The 21,511-nt window shown below is 62.6% G+C and carries 18 protein-coding genes and 1 tRNA gene; 6 read left to right on the top strand and 13 right to left on the bottom strand.

The annotated features are described in order from the left end of the window. Positions 1–365 precede the first annotated feature (365 nt). A complete protein-coding gene (locus CEJ45_RS01695) occupies positions 366–3,569 on the top strand; it encodes an EAL domain-containing protein (protein ID WP_088753508.1) in 3,204 nt (1,067 codons plus the stop codon). Between the two features lie 24 nt (positions 3,570–3,593). Here the strand turns inward: CEJ45_RS01695 and CEJ45_RS01690 are convergent, their stop codons facing one another. Continuing rightward, entirely contained in the window at positions 3,594–4,865 is a 1,272-nt protein-coding gene (locus CEJ45_RS01690; protein WP_088753507.1) for an MFS transporter, read from the bottom strand. 196 nt (positions 4,866–5,061) lie between these two features. Between CEJ45_RS01690 and CEJ45_RS01685 the strand changes: the two genes are divergently transcribed. Then, complete coding sequence (locus tag CEJ45_RS01685; RefSeq protein ID WP_088753506.1) at positions 5,062–6,111, top strand: NADP(H)-dependent aldo-keto reductase; 1,050 nt, start codon at positions 5,062–5,064, stop codon at positions 6,109–6,111. 84 nt (positions 6,112–6,195) lie between these two features. Here the strand turns inward: CEJ45_RS01685 and CEJ45_RS01680 are convergent, their stop codons facing one another. The 8 genes from CEJ45_RS01680 to CEJ45_RS01645 all read right to left on the bottom strand — a co-directional run bounded on the left by CEJ45_RS01680 (position 6,196) and on the right by CEJ45_RS01645 (position 14,243). Then, positions 6,196–7,203: a bile acid:sodium symporter family protein gene (locus tag CEJ45_RS01680; RefSeq protein ID WP_088753629.1), complete on the bottom strand. Its 1,008-nt coding sequence runs from the start codon at positions 7,201–7,203 to the stop codon at positions 6,196–6,198. Between the two features lie 124 nt (positions 7,204–7,327). Beyond that, entirely contained in the window at positions 7,328–7,663 is a 336-nt protein-coding gene (locus CEJ45_RS01675; RefSeq protein ID WP_034330597.1) for a zinc ribbon domain-containing protein YjdM, read from the bottom strand. Between the two features lie 163 nt (positions 7,664–7,826). Further along, positions 7,827–9,164: a 4Fe-4S binding protein gene (locus CEJ45_RS01670; protein WP_088753505.1), complete on the bottom strand. Its 1,338-nt coding sequence runs from the start codon at positions 9,162–9,164 to the stop codon at positions 7,827–7,829. A 56-nt stretch (positions 9,165–9,220) separates the two neighbouring features. Next, the gene (locus CEJ45_RS01665; RefSeq protein WP_088753504.1) at positions 9,221–10,099 is read right to left on the bottom strand and encodes an FTR1 family iron permease; all 879 of its coding nucleotides are present in this window, start codon (positions 10,097–10,099) and stop codon (positions 9,221–9,223) included. 63 nt (positions 10,100–10,162) lie between these two features. After that, on the bottom strand, positions 10,163–10,513 hold the full coding sequence (locus CEJ45_RS01660) for a cupredoxin domain-containing protein (protein ID WP_034330602.1): 351 nt from the start codon (positions 10,511–10,513) through the stop codon (positions 10,163–10,165). Positions 10,514–10,619: 106 nt separating this feature from the next. Next, entirely contained in the window at positions 10,620–11,165 is a 546-nt protein-coding gene (locus tag CEJ45_RS01655) for an iron transporter (RefSeq protein ID WP_088753503.1), read from the bottom strand. 216 nt (positions 11,166–11,381) lie between these two features. Next, positions 11,382–13,022, bottom strand: a complete 1,641-nt coding sequence (locus CEJ45_RS01650; RefSeq protein WP_088753502.1) for a methyl-accepting chemotaxis protein — start codon at positions 13,020–13,022, stop codon at positions 11,382–11,384. Positions 13,023–13,127: 105 nt separating this feature from the next. Beyond that, positions 13,128–14,243, bottom strand: a complete 1,116-nt coding sequence (locus tag CEJ45_RS01645; protein ID WP_088753501.1) for a patatin-like phospholipase family protein — start codon at positions 14,241–14,243, stop codon at positions 13,128–13,130. Positions 14,244–14,705: 462 nt separating this feature from the next. On the opposite strand from CEJ45_RS01645, the gene CEJ45_RS01640 reads away from it, so the two are divergent. Further along, on the top strand, positions 14,706–15,134 hold the full coding sequence (locus CEJ45_RS01640) for a response regulator (RefSeq protein WP_088753500.1): 429 nt from the start codon (positions 14,706–14,708) through the stop codon (positions 15,132–15,134). Between the two features lie 266 nt (positions 15,135–15,400). Here the strand turns inward: CEJ45_RS01640 and CEJ45_RS01635 are convergent. After that, positions 15,401–15,477: transfer RNA gene (locus CEJ45_RS01635), tRNA-Arg, on the bottom strand. Between the two features lie 218 nt (positions 15,478–15,695). Between CEJ45_RS01635 and CEJ45_RS01630 the strand changes: the two genes are divergently transcribed. From CEJ45_RS01630 to CEJ45_RS01620, 3 genes are all read left to right on the top strand, one after another. Beyond that, positions 15,696–16,361: a sensor histidine kinase gene (locus tag CEJ45_RS01630; protein WP_088753628.1), complete on the top strand. Its 666-nt coding sequence runs from the start codon at positions 15,696–15,698 to the stop codon at positions 16,359–16,361. 74 nt (positions 16,362–16,435) lie between these two features. Further along, positions 16,436–17,089, top strand: a complete 654-nt coding sequence (locus CEJ45_RS01625; protein WP_088753499.1) for a response regulator — start codon at positions 16,436–16,438, stop codon at positions 17,087–17,089. A gap of 293 nt (positions 17,090–17,382) precedes the next feature. Continuing rightward, complete coding sequence (locus CEJ45_RS01620) at positions 17,383–19,008, top strand: GGDEF domain-containing protein (RefSeq protein WP_088753498.1); 1,626 nt, start codon at positions 17,383–17,385, stop codon at positions 19,006–19,008. Between the two features lie 29 nt (positions 19,009–19,037). Here CEJ45_RS01620 and pnuC read toward each other — a convergent pair whose 3' ends face one another. Genes pnuC through eno form a run of 3 tightly spaced genes read right to left on the bottom strand, consistent with a single transcriptional unit; the run spans position 19,038 to position 21,383 of the window. Further along, positions 19,038–19,631, bottom strand: a complete 594-nt coding sequence (pnuC, locus tag CEJ45_RS01615) for a nicotinamide riboside transporter PnuC (protein ID WP_088753497.1) — start codon at positions 19,629–19,631, stop codon at positions 19,038–19,040. Positions 19,632–19,654: 23 nt separating this feature from the next. Next, positions 19,655–20,047 carry a cell division protein FtsB gene (gene ftsB / locus CEJ45_RS01610; RefSeq protein ID WP_088753496.1) on the bottom strand — a complete coding sequence of 131 codons (393 nt, stop codon included), beginning with the start codon at positions 20,045–20,047 and terminating at the stop codon, positions 19,655–19,657. Positions 20,048–20,099: 52 nt separating this feature from the next. Further along, positions 20,100–21,383 carry a phosphopyruvate hydratase gene (eno, locus tag CEJ45_RS01605; RefSeq protein WP_013234743.1) on the bottom strand — a complete coding sequence of 428 codons (1,284 nt, stop codon included), beginning with the start codon at positions 21,381–21,383 and terminating at the stop codon, positions 20,100–20,102. Positions 21,384–21,511 lie beyond the last annotated feature (128 nt).

The following is a 21,511-nucleotide window of genomic DNA, read 5'->3' as shown; positions in this document are numbered from 1 at the left end:
TTGCACCCGGGATGACAAAGCCTTGGGCTTGCGGTAAGGTTGCTACAAAACAAACGGCGAACGTGGCTGGCAGGATGGCCATCGATGAGCACACAAACAAGTACAACGGAAGCAAGGACAAGCGCCAACAAAGCGCAGCAGGACACGGGATGGCATACTGGCGTCTCGCGTATCAGCAAGTGGGGGCATCCACGTAATTTTGGCGTAAGCACTCACCGCACGTGGGCGCTGCGGCTTGCCGTCGCGCTGGCGGGGAGCGCGCCATGTGCGTGCGAGGGCTGTCGAAACGGTCGTCCGGTGTCTTTCCGGGCCAAGGGACGTGCAGCGATCCGCTGCCTAACGACAGGTGATGTGATATCGGTCACATGGGAAAACAGAAAAAATCGCCGGGACGCCCAGGCACTACCCTGAAGACCTTGCTGCTCTTTGTCGGCTTCGTCGGGTCGTTCATCGTGGTGCAGACCTGGTGGGAAATCCGCCAGGACCGCCAGCTGACCATCGACGCCGAACGCGCCAGCTCGATGGCGGCCGTGCGCAGCGTGCAGGAGCATGCCGAACGCATCTTCGGTGAGCTCGACCAGTTGCTCTGGTCGGGGGCTGAACACATCCATGGCGCCGGGCCCGACCTGCTCGACGATGACCAGGGCCTGTACCGCTTGCTGTCGGTCATGCAGCAGCGCCTGCCCACGGTGATGGTGCTGCGCTACATCGACCGCAATGGCAATACCCGCGCCAGCTCCCTGCGCGCCCTCGATACCACCAGCATCCCGGAAGACCACAAGCTGACCCATGTGGATGGCAATCCGGCCCGGCCTGGCCTGTTCGTCGGACAGCTCATGCGCAGCCGCTACAACCGGGAGCTGGTACTGCCGGTGGCGATGAACCTTTACGACAGCAGCAGCCGGCCCATCGGACTGCTGGTGGCCGAACTGAAGGCGGCGACCTTCTTTGACTTCTACAAGCGCATCACCAATTTCGAGGCCATCGTTTCACTGCGTACCGACAGCGGATCGATGATGTTGCGCTCGCCCTTCGAGGAGCGCTGGCTCAGTATCAGCCTGGCCGACGCCAAGAGCATGGCGCGCATCCGCGCCGGCGCCGAGGAAGGCGCGTTCGAGGAGATCTCGCACCTGACCGGCGAGCCGCTGCTGTTCTCCTACAAGCGGCTGGACAAATGGTCACTGGTGGCTGTCTATGCGCGGCGCATGGACGATGTGCTGGCGCCCTGGCGCAGCCGGACCGAAAACCGCATCCTCCTGGCCACCGGCATCTTGGGCTTCATCCTGATCGCGCTCATTGCCTTCCTGGTGTATTACCGCTACCAGCGCCGCCTGGACCATGCGCTCTCCTCCAGTGAATACCGCTACCGCAAGCTCTACGAAGAAGGCAGCGATCCCATCGTGCTCATTTCCTCCGAACTGCGCTACCTGGACTGCAATGCGGCGGCGCTGCGCTTTTTCGGGGTGCCGGACAAGGAGCGCATCATCGGCCGCAAGGTCGGGCTGTTCTCGCGCCAGAAAGCGCGCCAGTCTGAGCAGCCGGACATCGATGAACTGGTCGGGCGGGTCCTGGCAGGACAACCCCAGCAGTTCGAATGGGTCACGGTCCGCCGCAACAAGATCATCCACACCGACGTCACCTTGAACCGCGCCGAGTTCGAGCGCGGCTATGCGATCTTCGCCATCCTGCGCGACATCAGCGCCCGCAAACGCGCCGAGCTGCTGCAGAGCGAACAGAACCGTGTCCTGCACATGGTGATGGCCGATGACGACCTCGACGGCATCCTCAACGAGATCGTCGGTTTTGCCGATGCCCAGCTGCCCTATGGGGCCAGTTGCGTGATGCTGGTCAATGAACAGGCTTCGCACTTTACCTCGGTGCTGAGCCGCCGCTACCCGCCGCGCCTGCTGCGCGCCTTGCAGGGCATGCCGATTCGCCACGGCTGCGGCGTGGGCGCGGAAGCGGCCCTGCGGCGCGGCCCCTGCATCGTCACCGACATCGCGCGCGATCCGGTGACCGAGCATCTGCGGGTACTCATCGACGTGGAGGTCTACCCTTCCTGCGGCGCCTGGCCCATCATGGGCAAGGAGGGCCAGTTGCTGGGCGTGTTCGCCGCCCTGCTCAAGGAAAACCAGGCCCCCAGCAACGAATACCTGCAACTGGCCAATATCGCCGCCGACCTGGCCAGCGTGGCCATCGAGAGCCGCCGCGCCGACGAGCGCATCCGCCACCTGGCGCACTACGACGAGCTCACCGGACTGCCCAACCGCTTCCTGTGCACCCAGCACGTCTCCAACGCCATCACCCACGCCGAACACCGCAACGGCATGGTGGCGGTATTGCTGATGGACCTGGACCGCTTCAAGAACATCAACGATACCTTTGGCCACGAGGCCGGCGAAGCCGTGCTGCAGGAGATCGCCCAGCGCTTCCGCAATACCCTGCGTGAACTCGACATCCTGGCGCGCGTGGGCGGGGATGAATTCATCGTGCTGGTGGATGACTTCGACGATCCGCTGCAGCTGGGCGAGATCGCCCAGAAGCTGCTGACCGAGGCTCGCAAGCCCTTCATCATCGATGGCCAGGAAGCCATGCTCTCGGCCAGTATCGGCATCGCCACCTATCCGGGCGATGGCGACAATGCGCAAACCCTGATCAAGAACGCCGACATCGCCATGTACCGCGCCAAGCACCATGGCAAGGATGACTATCGCTTCTTCTCCGACGAGGTCAACACCAACACGGTGGAGCGCATCGCCATGGAAGCCGAACTGCGCCGTGCCATCGAGCGGGGCGAATTCGTGGTGCACTACCAGCCCAAGATCAACCTGGCCACCGGTGGCATCGTGGGTGCGGAAGCGCTGGTGCGCTGGCAGCATCCGGTGCGCGGCCTGGTGCCGCCGGGTGAATTCATTCCGCTGGCTGAAGAGACCCGGCTGATCGACCAGATCGGCCTGATCGTACTGGAAGAGGCGTGCCGGGACATCGGGCTGATGCTGGAACGCGACCTGGTGTGCGGTCGCATTTCCATCAACCTGACCGGCAGCCAGTTCGGCGACGAACACCTGCTGGACGACATCAAGAGCGTGGTCCAGCGCCACGCAACGCCGCCAGCCTGCCTGGAGTTCGAGATCACCGAGAGCATGGTGATGCACAACCGCGACCGCGCCATTGCGATCATGGATGGCATCCGCGCAGAGGGCTTCACCATTTCGATTGACGACTTCGGCACCGGCTATTCCTCGCTGGCTTACCTGAAGCGTTTCCCGGTCAATACGCTGAAGATCGACAAATCCTTCATCAATGACATTCCCGACGACGCCAACAGCAGCGCCATCGTGCAGGCCATCATCGCCATGAGCCATGCATTGAACCTGAAGGTGGTGACCGAAGGCGTGGAGACCGAGAAACAGCTGCGGGCCCTGCGCGAGTTCGGCTCGGATGAGTACCAGGGCTATTACTTCAGCAAGCCGGTTCCCTACGCGCAGTTCCTGCAGATGCTGTTGTTGCAGCAGGAGCTCACGCGCCAGCCCAGCCAGGCGCTGGTGACCGAGGGCGATCCGCCGTGAGCGCCTGGCCGCTTGCTGCCGGCTTCAAGACTGCCGCGCAGCCAGGCGGTCGACCTGGTAGAGCGAGGGGAACAGGCGCATCCACAGCAGCACGATCAGCAGCGTGCCGATACCACCGATGAGCACGGCCGGTACCGCGCCTAACCAGGCGGCGGTGAGCCCCGATTCGAATTCGCCGAGCTGATTGGACGTTCCGATGAAGACCGAATTGACGGCCGAGACCCGGCCGCGCATGGCATCGGGCGTTTCCAGCTGGACGAAGGAGGAGCGCACCACCACGCTGATCATGTCAGCCGCGCCCAGAACCGCCAACGCGGCCAGCGACAGCGGGAAGGAGCGCGACAGGCCGAAGACGATGGTGGCCAGCCCGAACACGGCCACGGCCATGAACATGGTGCGCCCTACCCGGCCACCCAGGGGAAAGCGCGCCAGCAGCAACGCCACGATCAAGGCCCCGGCCGCCGGTGCCGAGCGCAGCAGCCCCAAGCCGACCGCACCGGTATGCAGGATGTCGTTGGCAAAGACCGGCAGCAAGGCCGTGGCACCACCGAGCAGCACGGCAAACATGTCCAGCGAGATGGCACCGAAGATGGCGGGCTTGCTGCGGATGAAAGCCAGTCCTGCGAACACCGACGACAGACTGGCCCCGGTCGGCTTGGCCGGTGCAGTCTGGGCCGCCGCCACCTGGGCCGGACGCCGGATCAGCGACAACAGGACGCTGCAGGCGATGAACAGCGCGCAACTGCTGGCATACACCACGGCCGGCCCGGCCACGTAGAGAAAGCCGCCCAATGCCGGGCCGATGATGATGGCGAACTGTGTCGCCGAGGCCGAGCCCGCCACGGCGCCCGGCAAGGCCTTGGGCGACATCAGGCTGGGCAGCAGGGCCGACATGGTCGGCTTGGAAAAGGCCCGGCCCGCGCCAATGACGGCCACGATTGCGAAAATCATCTCGCGGCTGAGCCAGCCCTGCAGGCTGCCCACTGCCAGCGTGGCGGCAGCGGCGGCTTCCACCAGCGAACTGACGCGCGCGACGTTGCGGCGATCAAAGCGGTCTGCCACATGACCCACCACGAAGACCAGGATCAACGAAGGGATGAACTGCACCAGGCCCACGATGCCGAGATCGAAGGCACTGTGGGTGAGCTGGTAGACCTGCCAGCCGACCGCGACGATCTGCATCTGCAAGGCGATGGTGGAGGCCACGCTGGCGCACCAGAAAAGTTTGAAGGGGGTGTGATGACGCAGCGGCTCGGCGGCATCATCGGGGGTCGCGCTGGGGGAAGTGGATGACATGTCTCGTGTAGGGGAAGGCGGTGTTCTGGCGTAATGGAGTCCGGCACTGCAAGCAGCAACCGGGCTGGCGCGCGCGGTCTTGGCGCCGCTGCGGCCCTGCCCTGCAAGGCAGGACGGGCGCCGCTATACTACCCGATCCCGCGCCAGCCGGCAGGAGGCGCCCCGTCCCTGCCTGCGCATTACAAGGAGAATCCGCATGCAGTACCGCCAACTCGGCCGCACCGACCTCAAGGTCAGCCTCATCACCCTGGGGACCATGACCTGGGGCGAGCAGAACACCGAAGCCGACGCCCACTCGCAACTGGACTATGCCGTCGAACGCGGCATCAACCTGATCGACGCCGCCGAAATGTATCCGGTCCCGCCCAAGGCGGAAACGCAAGGACTCACCGAACGTTATCTCGGCACCTGGCTCAAGAAATCCGGCAAGCGTGACCAGTTGCTCATCGCTACCAAATGCACCGGCCCGGCCCGCAAGCCGCACAACCCCCGCCACATTCGCGGCGGCATCAATGACCTGGACCGCAAGGGCCTGACCGATGCACTGCATGGCAGCCTGGAGCGCCTGCAACTGGATCACGTGGACCTGTACCAGCTGCACTGGCCCGACCGCAGCGTGAACAGCTTCGGCCAGCTGGGCTACGAGCATGTGGAAGACGAAACCACCGTGCCCATCGAAGAGACGCTGACGGTGCTCTCCGAATTCGTGAAGGCCGGCAAGATCCGCACCATCGGCTTGTCCAACGAAACCGCCTGGGGCGTGGCGCAATTCCTGCGCGCGGCCGAGCAGCACGGACTGGAGCGCATCGTCACCATCCAGAATCCTTACAACCTGCTCAACCGCAGCTTCGAAGTGAACCTGGCTGAATTCGCCCATCGTGAGCAGGTCGGCCTGCTGGCCTACTCGCCGCTGGCTTTCGGCATGTTGAGCGGCAAATACCTGGACGGTGCGCGCCCGGCCGGTGGCCGCCTGACGCTGTTCGAACGCTTCGTGCGCTATAACAATCCGCAAGCGGAAAATGCCACCGCGCAATACGTGGCGCTGGCACGCCAGCACGGCCTGGATCCGGCCCAGATGGCGCTGGCCTATGTCAACAGCCGCCGCTTCCTGACCTCCAACATCATCGGCGCGACCACACTGGAACAGCTGCGCAGCAATATCGACAGCGCCCAGGTGCAACTGAGCGACGAGGTACTGGCCGGCATCGAAGCCATCCATCGCAAGCAGCCCAATCCGGCGCCCTGAGTCGAAAAAAAACGTGCGCCGCACAGGCAAAAAAATGACCGGCAAGCCGGTCATTTTTTTTGGTCGAGAAAGCGTCCTGCAGGATCAGTCACCGCCGCTTTCGGTGGCCACGGCCGCCTTCACCTGTTCATCACGTGCCCCATACCGCGCGGCCATGACGGCGCACACCATCAGCTGGATCTGGTGGAACAGCATCACCGGCAACAGCACCATGCCGATGGCACCGCTGGAGAACAGCACCTTGGCCATGGGCACGCCCGAGGCCAGGCTCTTCTTGGAGCCGCAGAAGACGATGGTGATTTCATCCTCCTTGTTGAAGCCCAGGCGGCGGCTGCCGAAGGTGGTCAGTCCCATGATGATGGCCAGCAGCACCGCATTGATGACCAGCAGCGCCACCAGCATCGACACCGGGACCTGGTGCCACAGGCCCTGCACCACCGCCTCGCTGAAGGCCACATAGACCACCAGCAGGATGGAGCTCTGGTCAACGAACTTGAGCCAGGACTTGTTGCGCTCGACCCAGCGGCCGATGAAGGGACGCGCGATCTGGCCGGCCACGAAGGGCAGCAACAATTGATAAACGATTTTCAGGATGGAATCGAGCGAGGAATGCCCGCCGCCATCATGGGCCACCACCAGCACGCCCACCAGCAGCGGCGTCAGGAAGATCCCCAGCAGGTTGGACGCCGAGGCCGCACAGATGGCCGCAGGCACATTGCCGCGCGCCACCGAGGTGAAGGCGATGGATGATTGCACCGTGGACGGCAGTACGCACAGGAACAGCAGCCCGAGATACAGCTCTGGCGTGATGAATTGCAGCAGCACCGGTTTGAGGGCCAGGCCGATGAGCGGGAACAGTGCAAAGGTGCACAGCAGTACGGTGACATGCAGCTTCCAGTGCGTGAACCCGGCCACCACGGCTTCCCGCGAGAGCTTGGCGCCGTGCATGAAGAACAGCAGGCCGATCATGAAGGTCGTCAGCCCATCGAAGGCTTCGGCCACCTGGCCGGTACAGGGAAGGAAGGATGCGGTCAGCACGACGGCCAGCAGCATCAGGGTCATGTTATCGGGCAGGAAGCGGGGACGGGCCATGGCGGTTTCGTTGTTGTCGTGATCGAAGGCCCGCAGGCTTATGTATACATAGGCTGCAGGCAAACCGCCATTCTACGTGAGAGCGGGCCGGTCTTGCAGGGCCCGCTCATGAGGCTGGCTAAGATCAGGCCTTGCGCACGAATTCAGTCTTCAGGCCCATGGAGCCGAAACCGTCGATCTTGCAGTCGATGTCGTGATCACCCTCGACCAGGCGGATATTCTTGACCTTGGTCCCCATCTTGACCACGCCCCCACCGCCCTTCAACTTCAGGTCCTTGATGACGGTGACGGTATCGCCATCCTGCAGCACGTTGCCCGAGGCATCGCGCCAGACGCGGGCCTGCTCGGCGGGAGCGGCCTGGGCGCTCCACTCGTGGCCACATTCGGGGCAGACGAACTGGCTGCCGTCCTCATAGGTGAATTCGGACTGGCATTGGGGACAGGCGGGCAAGGTGCTCATGTAAAAACTCCGGCAATTGGCTTGAAAAGGCAGCGATTGTACTGCTTCGGTCGCCAACTTCACATAGCCTGCGAGTCCCGAGATCAAATAAGGCGCAAATAAAAACGGCAGGCTCGCGAGCAAGCCTGCCGTTTTACTTCACATCGGTACTTCCAGGAAATGCTTACCAGCCCCAGAACATCAGCCACCAGGCAGTATTGACCAGCGCCAGGCCACCGATCAACGGCAGCATGGCCAGTATGTGCTGAACCCAATGGGTCGCATGGCGTGCCACCACTTTCCAGCACAGCCAGAGGCTCCACAGGGTCATGGCCGTGAGCAGTGCCGCGCGCACATCGTTGGCCCAGTACACCGGCCAGTGCTCGGCCCGCAGCAGGCTGATGGTGGTCGACGACAGGCCGATGAAGACACCGCAGCCGGCCAGCGGGATCAATGCCTGCACCAGGTGGTTGAAGCGGCTCCACTCCCACTTGCCCAGCAGGCGGGTGGCCAGCCCGAACATGACTGCGACGCCGGTACCCAGCACCAGGCCGGTGGTGAGGATGTAGCCCACGACCATGGCGCCATCGAGCCAGGTGAAGACATCGCTTTGCTGCGGATAATTGGTCAGCAGCCACCACGGCGCCTGGGTGCCGAAGGGCCACATGATGTCGCGGTCGATCAGCCAGGTGGCGATGTCCTGCTTGATGGCGATGAACCAGGGACTCACCGTCCAGTGGAAGGCACCGATGGCAATGCCCAGCAGGCCGTAGAGGACCAGGGCGCTTTCCCACAGGTTGTTCTGGGTCTTGCCGAAGTGCACCACCTCCACCGCAGGAGGACGGAAGCTCAGGGCAATCGCATCACGATGGCCACTGCAGCGGCCGCACATGTGGCAGTCGGAAGCCCCCTTCATATTGCGCAAGGGGACCAGCGGCGCGCAATTGATGGGAATGATCTTGTGCTCGGGGTGATAGGAGGCGCGCCATGCATCTTCATTCACCTTGTAGTGAACCGGGGCCAGTTTGGCCAGCAGGCCGAAGACGCCATTGACCGGGCACAGGTACTTGCACCAGACGCGCTTGTCGCGGCCATACAGGTAGCCGATGATCATGGCACCGACCGTGGAGCCGCCCAGCACCAGCAGCACCGCCTTGGGATACTGGTAGACGCTGACCATCTGGCCATAGACGGTGGTCAGAGCAAAGGCGACGAAGGGCCAGCCGCCCCAGCGCACCCATTTGGGAATGGCGCGTCCGCGACCATGGCGGCTGGCGAACTCGGTCAGCGCCCCTTCCGGACAGAGCACCCCGCACCACACCCGGCCCATCAGCACCATGCTGACCAGCACGAAGGGCCACCAGATGCCCCAGAAAGCGAACTGGGCGATCAGGGTGAGGTTGGACCAGAGATGCGCGGTCTCGTCGGGTAGCGGGAGGAACACCGGGACCAGGATCAGCAGCGCATAGACAGCCACCACGATCCATTGCAGGCCTCGGATGAATGCGCCATGGCGGCGCATCCAGTCTCCGGTACGCGTGAGCAGAGTCGGCGATTGCGTACAGGTTGTCATGAGGTTCAGACGGCTTCCTGCCTCTTGCTCTTGAGCTGAGGCTGGGGTTTTCGATAAAGGGCCGAACATACCACAACCCAGTAGAGCGCATAGACGATCACCGACAGCAGCGCCGGACGGGCGCGGTAGCCGGTCAGGGTCGAAACCAGGCTGCCCAGGGTGGTGGAATCATCCAGCAGCGCCGAGGTATCCCAGAGCTGGCCGGTCAGGGTCATGGTCCAGTTGGCCGAGGCCAGCATGTCCGAACTTTCGAGCAATACGTCGAACAGCTTTTCCACGCCGGTCACCAGCAAACCGGCGGCCAGCAGCAGCAGGATCACTTCGGTGACCTGGAAGAAACGGCGCCAGGAGAAGATCTTGCCGCCCAGTTGCAGCAGATAGAAGGTCAGGAAGGCCAGCCCGAAACCGATTGCGCCGGCCAGCACCAGCGAGGCCGTACTGGCATCCTGCTGGCCCAGGCCAATGCCGTAGAGGAAGACGGCGGTCTCGCTGCCTTCGCGGGCGATCGCCAGCATCACCAGCACGAACACGCCCCACCAGTTGCCGCTTTCATAGCTGGACTGCATGGAGCTTTCCATCTCCTTCTTCAAGGTGCGGCCGTGCTTGCGCATCCAGAACACCATCTGCACGATCAGCACTGCTGCAATGAGGACGATGGCGATCTGGAAGTAGGTCTGCGCATCACCCGAGAGCAGTTCCGAAAAGCCCAGCAGCGCTGCGCCCAGGGCACCCGCCAGGACCACGCCGGCCACCACGCCACCCCACAGATAGGGAATGCCGCGTCGCGCGCCGACATCGCCGTTCTTCAGCCAGGCATAGAGGATGCCGACCACCAGAAGCGCCTCGACGCTTTCGCGCCAGACGATGAACATGACCTGTCCCATCAAACTTTCCCTTCCTGAAAACCTGGACTTCCCTGCTCGCGCACAGCCTGCGCGCGTCCCCTCTTACTTGGCGACGATCACGCCGGGCGGCATGTTGAGGTGGAAGTCATCGAAGAACTTGTATTCGCCCGGACGCAAGGGGGCGATCACCACGAAGGACTGGGCACCCGGTGCCAGCACCTTTTCCTTGCGCAGTTCGACGCTTTCGAACTCGGCGGCCGACTTGCCGATGTTGTGCACTTCGATCTTGATACGCTGTCCGGCCGGCACTTCGATGCGCGGCGGAATGAGCTTGCCGTCCTGCATCTCCAGCTTGAAGGTCGGCAGGTCGGAAGCGCTGGCCTGCGCGGCGCTGCCCAGCATGGCCATCGCGGCCAGTGACAGGCAGATCAGTCGGACGATTCTTGCGATCATGAAAACTCCGGAACTCTCAAAACGGTGAAGCCGGTCCGCCATCACGGCGCGGACCGGCATCGCATCACTGCAAACGTGCGGTCTGGATCAAGATCCGCCGACCAGCTTAGTAGCCGCCCTTCTTGCCGATGCCGGCGAAGGTGAAGTCATAGCTCAGCTCGAAGGTCTTGAACCACGGGCCGACGCCGGTTTCCTTGTCGACGTGACGGCCGAAGTGCGCGTGTTCATTGGCTTGCGGCGAGGAGATGGTCAGCTTGAGCTTGTACTTGCCCGGGCCTTCCAGCTTGACGTTGTCGCCGTAGTGCGGACCGTCGTTGGCCACCATGGGCATCATGTCGCCCTTGATGGACTTGGTGGAACCGACCTTGGTCAGTTCGTACTTGATGACCAGGTAGGGCATCCAGTCGCCTTCGGCGAAACCGTTGGGGTTCTTGGCGACGGCGCGGATGTCGGCTTCGAGGTGGATGTCGGATTCTTCAGCCTTGCGCATCATGCCGTCCGGTTCCATCTTCACCGGCTGCAGGTAGACGGCGTTGACTTCAAAGCCGTTCTGGATCTGCGGTTTGCCGATGGGGTACTCGGCGGCCGAGGCGGCGCCGGCAAAGGACAGGCTCAGCGCTGCGGCCACAGCCAGTTTCTTGAAACCGATCATTGCGTATTCTCCAAGGTGGGTCAAATGATAATGATTAGTATTAAGTATATCACCCTTTGGGGAAGCCGGCTCCCGCCCTTTAGTTCAATCCTTCACAGCAATGCTGACCAGATAGGTAAAAACAGGCAAAGATGAAAAAACGCCCGGCACGGGCCGGGCGTTGCTTGAGGCAGGCAAAGCGGCTGGAGGCGGCATGACGCCGCCGCGCAGCCAGGTTCAGAACTCTTCCATCTCTGCCACCGGGCGTGCCGCCGACACCTGGGCACGGCCAGGGGCGGGAGCAACCTGCACCGTGCGCAAGCTTGCGGGCACGCGCCCTTCCAGTTTGAAGACCGCCACCACGCTTTCCAGCTTCTCGGCCTGGCCCTGCAGGGCCTGGGCCGCGGCAGCCGCCTCCTCCACCAGCGCGGCATTCTGCTGGGTGCCCTGGTCCATCTGCGAGATAGCCTGGTTGACCTGGGTGATGCCGGCGCTCTGCTCTTCGCTGGCGTCGGCGATGTTGCCCACGATCTGGGTCACGCGCTGGACGCTGTCGACGATGTCGCTCATGGTCACACCCGCCTGCTCCACCAGCTTGCTGCCGCTGCCGACCTTGTCCACGGAATCGTCGATCAATTCCTTGATTTCCTTGGCCGCGGCCGCCGAGCGCTGGGCCAGCGAACGCACTTCCGAGGCCACCACCGCAAAGCCGCGTCCCTGCTCACCGGCGCGGGCCGCTTCAACGGCGGCATTCAGGGCCAGGATGTTGGTCTGGAAGGCGATGCCATCGATGACCGCAATGATGTCGACGATCTTGCGCGAGGAAGCATTGATGGAGTTCATCGTATCGACCACCTGGCGCACTACATCCCCGCCCTGCGAGGCAATGTGCGAGGCCGATTGCGCCAGTTCGTTGGCCTGGCGCGCATTCTGGGTATTCTGCAATACCACCGAGGTCAGTTCTTCCAGGCTGGACGCGCTTTCCTCCAGGGCTGCAGCCTGCTGCTCGGTGCGCGCCGACAGGTCGGCATTGCCGGCAGCAATCTGGCGCGCCGCGACCGTCACCGAATCGGTGGAACTGCGGGTCGTGGCCACCACCTCGACGATACGGGCCAGCAGCTTGTTGAAGGCGGCAGCGGTACGGCCGATTTCATCCATGCGTTCCACCGGCACCGGGCGCGACAGGTCCAGGGTCTGGCTGACGTGCTCGAAGGTCTGCTGGATCTTGCCCAGGCTGCGCGTGACACTGCGCAGGGTGCGCAAGCCAAGCACCGCAGTCAGCAGCACCGCCACCACGATCACGGCGATCATCGCGCGCAGGGCGAAGGCGTAGGCGGCATCGCTTTCCTGCTTGACGGCATCGATCATCTGGCGGCCCACCAGGATATGGTCGTCAAAGCCCTTCTTGGCAGCGGCAGCCGACACGGCCAGGGGCGTGCCGGCCTGCAGCGTGGCGCGTACGCCATCCATGTCATTGGCGTAAGCGGCCGCGAAGAACGGCACGAGGGCCTTGCGGTAGGCCTCGATGTTGGCCTTGTCGGCCTTGATCAGGGCACGGTCCTTCTCATCGAAGATGAGATCGCGCTCGTAGTGGGCGAATTCGTCATCCAGCGCCTTGTTGGCGGCATCCACCGCCTTTTGCAAGGCAGTCTTGTCGGGCAGGTTGGCGAACACCGACAGGCGATAGCCTGCCAGGCGCGAATCAGCCAGGTAGCCCTTCAACAGGTTCAGGCTGTCCATGCCGGGAATGATGCGGTTCTGGATCAGTTCCAGCCGCTGCTGCGCACGCTGGAGTTGCCAGAGTCCGGCGGCACCGACGAACAGCAGCGCCAGCAGGGCTGTCGAGAGAGTGAGGATGAGGCGCTTGGTAATGGTCATGATGGAAAACTCACCGAAGGAAATGAAGCGCGCCGCAGCACGCGGGTTCAGCTACAGAACAAGAAAAATGGATGAAGCAATGGGTCCGCCGCCAACCAGCTCCGCTCAAGCAGCCAGCGGCGCATCCTGCGCTTGCGCCCCGAGCAGCTCGCCGTGCTGGCGGCAGAAATCCACCCCCGCGCGATAGCCCACCTGGAACAGCAACTGCATGTTGGAGGCCGACCAGTCCAGTACCTGCGGCCAATGGTCCTGCGGTACGCCGGCCATCAGGTCGACCTTGAGCACCTGCCGCAACGGCGCACCGGTGAGCGGATCACGGTTGTGCTCCAGCTCGAAGAGGCGTTGCTCGGTCTGCGAGATCTTGACCAGCGGTGTGATGATGGAACGTACCCACGCATCATAGAGATTGCGGGGCTTGCGGATCAGGCGATCCTCCCCGAGGATGTCCAGCACCACCAGGGTATCGACCTCGCTGGCGGGGGCTACGCCCGTTTCCGGATCGGTGATGAAGGGAGTGAAGTTGAGCGTATCCAGCGCCGCGCCCTCGATGTAGTGTTCGCCGTCGATCTCGGTGGGCGCATACAGGAAGGGGAAAGACAGTGAAGCCCGCACGTGCGCCGGGGTGATCTGGTCCTTGCTCCAGATCTGCATGCGATGGCGGTCGAGGTTGTAGGCGTTGATGTAGAACTCGGGAGCCATGCGCGGCACGGCCGAAAAATCGATGGACTGCTCCAGGAACGGGAGGTGGGCGCACAGCCCGAGGCTGCCCGAATGCAGGTCCGAGGGCGACAAGGCCGACATCATCAGGTGCATCCAGTCATTCCACTTGGCCGAGGCGTCGGCGAAATGCTGGCTGAACATCGCCGCGAAGGGGGAGGCAGCCAGGCCCGGCATCTGCTGGAACTGGTTCAGCATCGCATCGCGATAGCTCTCGGCCTGGGCACCTGGCTTCTTGAAGACCTTGTAGTTGACCGGGAAAAGCTTGTAGATGCTGTCGGCCACGCCGACTTCGGCCCATTGCATGAGCGCGGCCTGCGGCGAGGCATCGCGTGGCGCAGTGGCCAGCAAGCCCATGAGCACGCCTGCGCCGGAGGCCGAGATGACATCGAACTCCACCCCTTCCGCCAGGAAGGCAGCCAGTGCCCCGGCGATCAAGGTCGAATTGGGCGCCCCGCCCCCGATGACCAAGGCCTTCCTGTTTCGTCGTGGCGAAACCTTCATTGCACTCCCCTTGTTGAGCTGCATGTCCTTCAATTTTTTTGGATTTTTTGTGCGATGCACCGGAAGCATCGCTGTTGCGCCCTCGAGGATTTTCTCGAGGTAAATTTGCCCCAAAGACGACTCAGCTGTCAGGAATATAGCCGAGCAGCAACGCATTAATGTTGCAGTGCGAGATTTTATTCCCGTATATCTGGCATTCAGAAATTTAATGAATCAGTCCTGAGGCGCTCAAGCGCGGCGAATGGAGGATGTGGATAGCAATCAAGCTGGCTTTGTAATTCTCACGTAAGATCACTGCGGTAACCGCCGCTCGATGCGCCATCGCGCCACGGCGTAGACCAAGGCGCAGGCGGGCGTGTGCGTGAGTATTCAGGAATGGATTTCTGTATCCCGCTATGTCAAACTTGCCGACAACCAGAAATGCAACATTCAAAAAACAACGCCCAGTTCCGCACATAACGCATGTCCCGCCCCAGCATATTGATGGTCGATCCCAGCCCGGAGTCGGTGGAACTGGCGCGCTTCAGCCTTTGGCGCAGCAAGCTGGAGTGCGACTTCGGCTGGTTCGAGGATGCGGAACGGGCCATGGAATCGATCTTCAGCCCCCAGGCGCTGCAGCACCCCGACACCCTGCCCTGCCTGATCCTGCTGGAACCTCGCCTGCCGCGCATGGAAGGACTGGATCTGCTGCACATGCTGCGCAGCCAGCCCCATACGCGCGCACTGCCGGTCATCATGTTCGCCACCTCGTATGACGAAACCGACGCCGCCCGTTCGCGTGAAGCCGGAGCCAACGACTACCTGGTCAAACCGGTAGATGCGCGCGAGTTCATGCAGCTGGTCAATCAAACCGTGCAGCGCTGGCTCCCTGTCGCCTCCCCCCAAGACTGAACCCGGATACGTCGCATGACACCCAACGGCGCGCGCCGTTGCGAGCCAGGCGCACGGGACCGCCCGGAATGCGGCTACACATTCAAGGCGGCTCGAAAATGATGGCGCATCGTGAGAAGACGTTCTGAATCCGGCGGCCGCCCTTGCGGGGGCGATGCGGCGAAGGCTGGCGGGGGAGCGATCACTGAAGGCGGATGCCTGCGCCATGACGAAAAAGCTGCGCAGAAAAGACAAAAGGGCCCATCTTGCGATGGACCCTTTATATCTGGTGCGGCTGGCAGGAATCGAACCCACGACCCCTTGGTTCGTAGCCAAGTACTCTATCCAGCTGAGCTACAGCCGCGAAAAACAAAATTATAGCAGCAAGTTTTCCCGTTTGGGAAGCCCTTTCTTTCATTTTTTTGCCCGGCGGGAAAATCTGCATGCATCGCCTATTTTGAACCGTCGGTATTTCCCCCGGCTGGCCGCGCCGGGGGAACTCACGATGCTGCGGGGGTGACCCTGCGGTGCTGCAAGGCTATCATGAAGAATTATTCAGCATTCTTCATTCACATCGCCTGCATGTCTGCCCTTGCCGCCCCCGACCTCTCCCATGAACAACGCCTGCGTGAAGAAGAACGCGCGCGCATCGCTCGCGACCTGCACGACGACCTGGGCGCACAGCTGACCGGCATCGGCATGGCACTGGGCCTGCTGCGCGAGCAGCTGGCCCGCGAGCAGCATGCGGCCCTGCCGCAAGCCGACTATGCGCAGCAATTGCTGGACCAGGCGCGCGAGGGCATGGAACGGCTCATCGATGACCTGCACCCGCCTGTCGTCGAATTCGGCCTGGCCGACGCGCTGCGCTGGCAATGCCGTCATTTCAGCCGACAAACTGCACTGGAGTGCCACGTACAGTGCCCCGATACGCCATCCGTGCAAGAGCCTTTTGTGGTGGTGAGCCTGCTGCGCATCCTGCGCGAAGCACTCGCCAACGTGGCTCGGCATGCGCAGGCAGGCAAGGTGGAGGTCAGCCTTGCTGTGGGCGAAGAACTCATCCTGGAGGTAGCTGACGATGGCATCGGCTTGCCACCCCAGGACGCCGGGCTGGATCAACAGCGCCGCAGCGAAGGCCACGGCTTGGCCAACATGCGTATGCGCGCAGCAGCATTGGGCGGCAGCCTGATGCTGGAAGCTCGTCCTGGCGGCGGCAGCTTGCTGAGCGTGCACCTGCCTGTCGCACACTGAATGAACACTATAGAATACACCCTCGCCCGCCGCAGCCCGCAGCACGGTTTCACGAGGAGTTTTGCAGTCCGCCCATGAGCAAGAAAGCCACCGCCGCCATCAAGGTCCTCATCGCTGATGATCACGCCATCGTGCGCGAGGGCCTGCGCCAGATCTGCGCCGGCAGCAAGGACATCATCGTGGCCGGCAATGCCGCCAACGGGCTGGAGGCCATCAAGCTGGCCCGCGAAGGCAATGGCGATGTCATGTTGCTGGACATCGTGCTGCCCGACCGCAGCGGCATCGACATCCTCAAGCAGATCCGCAAGGAACAGCCGGAACTGCCGGTCCTGATCCTGTCCATCCACCGCGAAGACCAGTACGCGATCCGCTCGCTCAAGGCCGGTGCCGCCGGCTTCCTCAACAAGCAGGCCAGCCCGGGCGAACTGCTCGCGGCCATCCGCCAGGCCGCCGCCGGGCGCAAGTACGTGAGCCCCTCGCTGGCACAGGAACTGGCCAACCAGATCGGCTTCGACCACGACACCCCCCTGCATGAAACGCTATCGGACCGGGAATACCAGACCATGGTCATGATCGCCTCCGGCAAGACCGTCAGCGACATCGCTACCGAATTGCTGTTGTCGGTCAAGACCATCAGCATGTATCGCTCCCGCGTACTGGCCAAGATGAAGATGCGTCACAACGCCGAACTCACGCACTACGCGCTGAAGAACAACCTGGTGGAATGAGCGCAGCCCCGCTCCCGCCTGACGGGAAACACCGGCTTCCCAGTTGGAAAGGGGCTTTTCTCCTCCTATTAAATGCATCCACGGAACAAGCGCTGACGTACAATTAGTTGTCATTTTTGCCTCCCCCTGCCGGGGAGCGGCAACGGACTGTGGCCTAGGGGGGGAGACGAGGCTGCGTTTGTGCGATGACCGGGGTGGATGGCCGTGCTCAAGCAAAGCCTGCCTGCGCCGATACCGTAGGAAAATCCCCGCGCACACCGACAATCACACCAACAATACAGTCACCAGCCGGCATGTCCAAGAAACCGTCCACGCTCACGCCTGTCGAGATTGCCCGAGAAGCTTTCCAGCGGCTCGGAGCCCGGCGCATCTCGCCCACGCCGGATGCCTACCGCATCGCCTATGAGGAAATCCAGGGCGGCATGCCGGGCGTGACTGCCGAGTCGGTACTGAGCACCTTCGCCACCAAGCTCTCGCGCCAGCCGGGCGAAAACGGTCTGCTGGGCACGCGCCTGGTGCGCGCCCGCGAGAACGGCGACTGGACCGAGTTCGAGCGCCAGCTCATCGAGTTCGCCGACGCCAACTGGCAAAGCCGCCCCATCGTGCCGGCCAAGCCGGCCGTGCCTCATGGCGAGCTGGTCCCCATCGACCTGGAACGACAATTCATCCGCGACAGCATCAAGGAGAAGATGCTGCGCGAGATGCTGGCGCGCATCCTGGTCTTCAACCTGCCCTCGCTGCTCTCGACCGCACCGGAACTGGCCAATGAATCGCGCAACAGCGGCCAGGATCTCAAAATGGCGTTCTCCGAGCAGGCGATGAACGAGATCATCACCCGCGTCAAGCAGTTGAGCTTCCAGATCGAGCTCAAGACCGACGACATGGCCCAGCAGCAGGAATTGCTGATGCGCCTGTTCCAGCTGCTGCTGGAAAACATCAACGGGCTGCTGGAACAGGGATCCTGGCTGTCGAGCCAGATCGAGACGGTACAAAGCCTGATTGCCGGCCCGTTGAGCAACACCTCGCTGGCCGACGCCACCAAGAACCTGAAGGAAGTGATCTACAAGCAGGGCCTGCTGAAGAACACCTTGTCGGAAGAAAAAGTGGTGGTCAAGAACATGATGCTGACCTTCGTGGACCGGCTTTCGGCCATGGTCTCCACCACTGACAACTACCAGCGCACCATTCGCGGCTTCTCCCAGCAGATCAGCCAGGCCGGCAACATCGCCGATCTGAACAGCGTGCTCAGCGAAATCATGACCGAGACGCAGAAGGCCCAGGAAGAAGCCACCCGCTCGCGCGACGCCATGGTCGATGCGCGCCAGGAAGTGGAAAAGGCTGAAGAGCGCATCCAGGCGCTGGAACAGCAATTGCAGCAGATGGGTGAACTGGTGCGTGAAGACCAGTTGACGGGCAGCCTCAACCGGCGCGGCATGGATGAATCTCTCGATCGAGAGATCGCCAACGCCTTGCGGCGGGAGACGCCGCTGTGCGTGGCCTTGCTGGACCTGGATGATTTCAAGCGTATCAATGACACACATGGTCACGCCACCGGCGACGAAGTGCTGGTGCACCTGGTACAGGTGATCCGGGAAACCCTGCGCAAACTGGATGTGATTGCGCGTTTCGGCGGCGAGGAGTTCGTCATCCTCATGCCGGAGACCAGCCCGCAGGACGCGGTGCAGATCATCACGCGCGTGCAGCGCGAACTGACCAAGCGCATCTTCATGCATGAAAGCCAGCGCCTGCTCATCACCTTCAGTGCCGGTGTGGCCGTGTATCAGCCGGGCGAGAGCCAGGCCGATCTGCTCAAGCGCACCGATGTAGCACTGTACAAGGCCAAGAATGCCGGCAAGAACCGCATCGTCTTTGCCGATCCGCCAGCCGCGGAGTTACCGGGACTGCCGCCCTCGCCATAACTTTTCACACCGGCGTTTCAAATGCCTTTTCAGCCTGCCGCGCGGCGCCAGCTGCGCCAGCCGGCTGCGGCCATGAGCACGAACAGCGCATACAGGATGGCAGTCAGCGTGAGGTGCTTGTAGAGATACAGGCCCACGTAGAGCACGTCCACCGCAATCCAGACCAGCCAGTTTTCCAGCTTCTTGCGCGACAGCAGGAACTGTCCCACCAGGCTGCCCGCCGTGAGGAAGCCATCCATGTGCGGCACGTCGGTATCCGTATAGCGCTGCAGGAACCACGACAGCAGCAGCCACCCGGCCAACCAGCTCATGGCCATGGCGATCCAGCCGCGTGCGGCGAGCCTGGACACCTGCAGCGGGCGATGATCCTCGCCACCGCGCAGCCACTGGCTCCACCCCCAGACCGACACCGCCACGAAGACGAACTGCAAGCCGGCATCGCCATAGAGGCGCGCATCGGCAAAGACTGCCGCGTACAGCAGCGAGGAGAGGATGGAAAACAGCCACGCCCAATGATTCTGGCGGATGTTGAGCCAGACGGTCAGTACGGCCAGCGCAAAGGACACCAGCTCCAGCGGCGTAGTGGTGAGGCCCAGCCAGGTCAGCGGGGTATCAGGATGCATGTGAAGGAAAAGACGACAGCGATTCAGCGCGTGGCCACACGGCCAGCGGTAGACGGCGCATTGGCCGGCACGGAGACACTGTTGGGCTGCCCGGAACCGGGCATGTAGGGATTCGGATTGATGGCGGCCGCAGGCTTGCCGGAACTGCCATCGAGCAGCTGGATGAAGATTTCGTTCTGGCGGATCATGCCCAGTTCGAAACGTGCACGTTCCTCCACCGCCCCCTTGGACTGCTTCAGGTCGTCCACTTCGGAGGACAGCTTGGCGTTGCGCTCCTTGAGTTCGTCATTCTTCTTGTGCGCCAGTTGCACCTGGCGATCAAGCTCCCAGACCTTGAACCAGCCACCCTTGCCCAGCCAAAGCGGGTACTGGATGACGACCAGCAGGAAGGACAGGCAAAGGATGATCAGGCGCATAGCCGGGAGCTTTCAGTGCGGCGCCGGCCGAAAGGACGGCGCCGCCAGCTTCTTACTTCAGGTTGTAGAACGCAGCGCGGCCGGGGTAGCTGGCGATGTCGCCCAGGTCTTCCTCGATACGCAGCAGCTGGTTGTACTTGGCCATGCGGTCCGAACGCGACATCGAGCCGGTCTTGATCTGCAGGGCGTTCATGCCCACGGCGATATCGGCGATGGTCGAGTCTTCGGTTTCGCCCGAACGGTGCGAGATCACGGCGGTGTAGCCGGCACGCTTGGCCATTTCGATGGCGGCGAAGGTCTCGGTCAGGGTACCGATCTGGTTGATCTTGATCAGGATCGAGTTGGCGATGCCCTTGTCGATGCCTTCCTTCAGGATCTTGGTGTTGGTGACGAACAGGTCGTCGCCCACCAGCTGGACCTTCTTGCCCAGGGTCTCGGTCAGCAGCTTCCAGCCGGCCCAGTCGTTCTCGGCCATGCCGTCTTCGATGCTGATGATCGGGTACTTGTCGCACCAGGAGGCCAGCAGGCCGGTCTTTTGCGCCGGGGTCAGCACCATGTTTTCACCGGCCAGGTGATAGTTGCCGTCCTTGTAGTACTCGGAAGCGGCGCAGTCCAGGCCCAGGGCGATCTGGGTACCCGGCTCGTAGCCGGCCTTCTCGATGGCTTCGATGATGAGCTTGATGGCTTCTTCGTGGCTGGAGACGTTGGGGGCGAAGCCGCCTTCATCGCCAACCGACGTGGCCAGGCCACGGTCGTGCAGGATCTTCTTGAGGGTGTGGAACACCTCGGCACCGTAGCGCAGGGCTTCACGGAAGCTCGGTGCGCCGACCGGGATGATCATGAATTCCTGGATATCCAGGTTGTTGTCGGCGTGGGCACCGCCGTTGATGACGTTCATCATCGGCACCGGCATCTGCATGGAGCCGCTGCCGCCGAAGTAGCGGTACAGGGGCAGGCCCGATTCTTCGGCAGCGGCCTTGGCCACGGCCATCGAGACGGCCAGCATGGCATTGGCGCCCAGGCGGCTCTTGTTCTCGGTGCCGTCCAGGTCGATCAGGGTGCGGTCCAGGAAGGCTTGCTCATTGGCATCCAGGCCCATGATGGCTTCCGAGATCTCGGTGTTGATGTTTTCGCAGGCTTGCAGCACGCCCTTGCCGAAATAGCGGCTCTTGTCGCCGTCACGCAGTTCGATCGCTTCGCGCGAACCGGTGGATGCGCCCGAAGGAACAGCCGCGCGGCCCAGCACGCCGGATTCCAGCAGCACGTCGCATTCCACGGTCGGATTGCCACGCGAGTCGATCACTTCGCGGCCGATAATATCAACGATTGCACTCATTCCAGATCTCCATCGAGGTTTTAAAAATTGTTGGCGGGTGCAGGCCCGGTGGCCGGGACAGCCGCATCCTGTCAGCGTGCGCTGCGCCCATGATGAAACGGCCGCCTGGCGGCAGCCGTTTCATGCAC

The organism is Herbaspirillum aquaticum, assembly GCF_002213425.1.
GTDB lineage: Bacteria > Pseudomonadota > Gammaproteobacteria > Burkholderiales > Burkholderiaceae_D > Herbaspirillum > Herbaspirillum aquaticum.
Note: the sequence above shows the minus strand (reverse complement) of the source record. Positions and strands in the feature narration are given on the sequence as shown.

What these genes read in the sequence shown, in the direction of transcription:
- CEJ45_RS01695 (WP_088753508.1), top strand. Translation starts at nt 366, where the DNA reads ATGGGAAAACAGAAAAAATCGCCGGGACGCCCAGGCACTACCCTGAAG.
- CEJ45_RS01690 (WP_088753507.1), bottom strand. Translation starts at nt 4,865, where the DNA reads ATGTCATCCACTTCCCCCAGCGCGACCCCCGATGATGCCGCCGAGCCG.
- CEJ45_RS01685 (WP_088753506.1), top strand. Translation starts at nt 5,062, where the DNA reads ATGCAGTACCGCCAACTCGGCCGCACCGACCTCAAGGTCAGCCTCATC.
- CEJ45_RS01680 (WP_088753629.1), bottom strand. Translation starts at nt 7,203, where the DNA reads ATGGCCCGTCCCCGCTTCCTGCCCGATAACATGACCCTGATGCTGCTG.
- CEJ45_RS01675 (WP_034330597.1), bottom strand. Translation starts at nt 7,663, where the DNA reads ATGAGCACCTTGCCCGCCTGTCCCCAATGCCAGTCCGAATTCACCTAT.
- CEJ45_RS01670 (WP_088753505.1), bottom strand. Translation starts at nt 9,164, where the DNA reads ATGCGCCGCCATGGCGCATTCATCCGAGGCCTGCAATGGATCGTGGTG.
- CEJ45_RS01665 (WP_088753504.1), bottom strand. Translation starts at nt 10,099, where the DNA reads ATGGGACAGGTCATGTTCATCGTCTGGCGCGAAAGCGTCGAGGCGCTT.
- CEJ45_RS01660 (WP_034330602.1), bottom strand. Translation starts at nt 10,513, where the DNA reads ATGATCGCAAGAATCGTCCGACTGATCTGCCTGTCACTGGCCGCGATG.
- CEJ45_RS01655 (WP_088753503.1), bottom strand. Translation starts at nt 11,165, where the DNA reads ATGATCGGTTTCAAGAAACTGGCTGTGGCCGCAGCGCTGAGCCTGTCC.
- CEJ45_RS01650 (WP_088753502.1), bottom strand. Translation starts at nt 13,022, where the DNA reads ATGACCATTACCAAGCGCCTCATCCTCACTCTCTCGACAGCCCTGCTG.
- CEJ45_RS01645 (WP_088753501.1), bottom strand. Translation starts at nt 14,243, where the DNA reads ATGAAGGTTTCGCCACGACGAAACAGGAAGGCCTTGGTCATCGGGGGC.
- CEJ45_RS01640 (WP_088753500.1), top strand. Translation starts at nt 14,706, where the DNA reads ATGTCCCGCCCCAGCATATTGATGGTCGATCCCAGCCCGGAGTCGGTG.
- CEJ45_RS01630 (WP_088753628.1), top strand. Translation starts at nt 15,696, where the DNA reads ATGTCTGCCCTTGCCGCCCCCGACCTCTCCCATGAACAACGCCTGCGT.
- CEJ45_RS01625 (WP_088753499.1), top strand. Translation starts at nt 16,436, where the DNA reads ATGAGCAAGAAAGCCACCGCCGCCATCAAGGTCCTCATCGCTGATGAT.
- CEJ45_RS01620 (WP_088753498.1), top strand. Translation starts at nt 17,383, where the DNA reads ATGTCCAAGAAACCGTCCACGCTCACGCCTGTCGAGATTGCCCGAGAA.
- pnuC (WP_088753497.1), bottom strand. Translation starts at nt 19,631, where the DNA reads ATGCATCCTGATACCCCGCTGACCTGGCTGGGCCTCACCACTACGCCG.
- ftsB (WP_088753496.1), bottom strand. Translation starts at nt 20,047, where the DNA reads ATGCGCCTGATCATCCTTTGCCTGTCCTTCCTGCTGGTCGTCATCCAG.
- eno (WP_013234743.1), bottom strand. Translation starts at nt 21,383, where the DNA reads ATGAGTGCAATCGTTGATATTATCGGCCGCGAAGTGATCGACTCGCGT.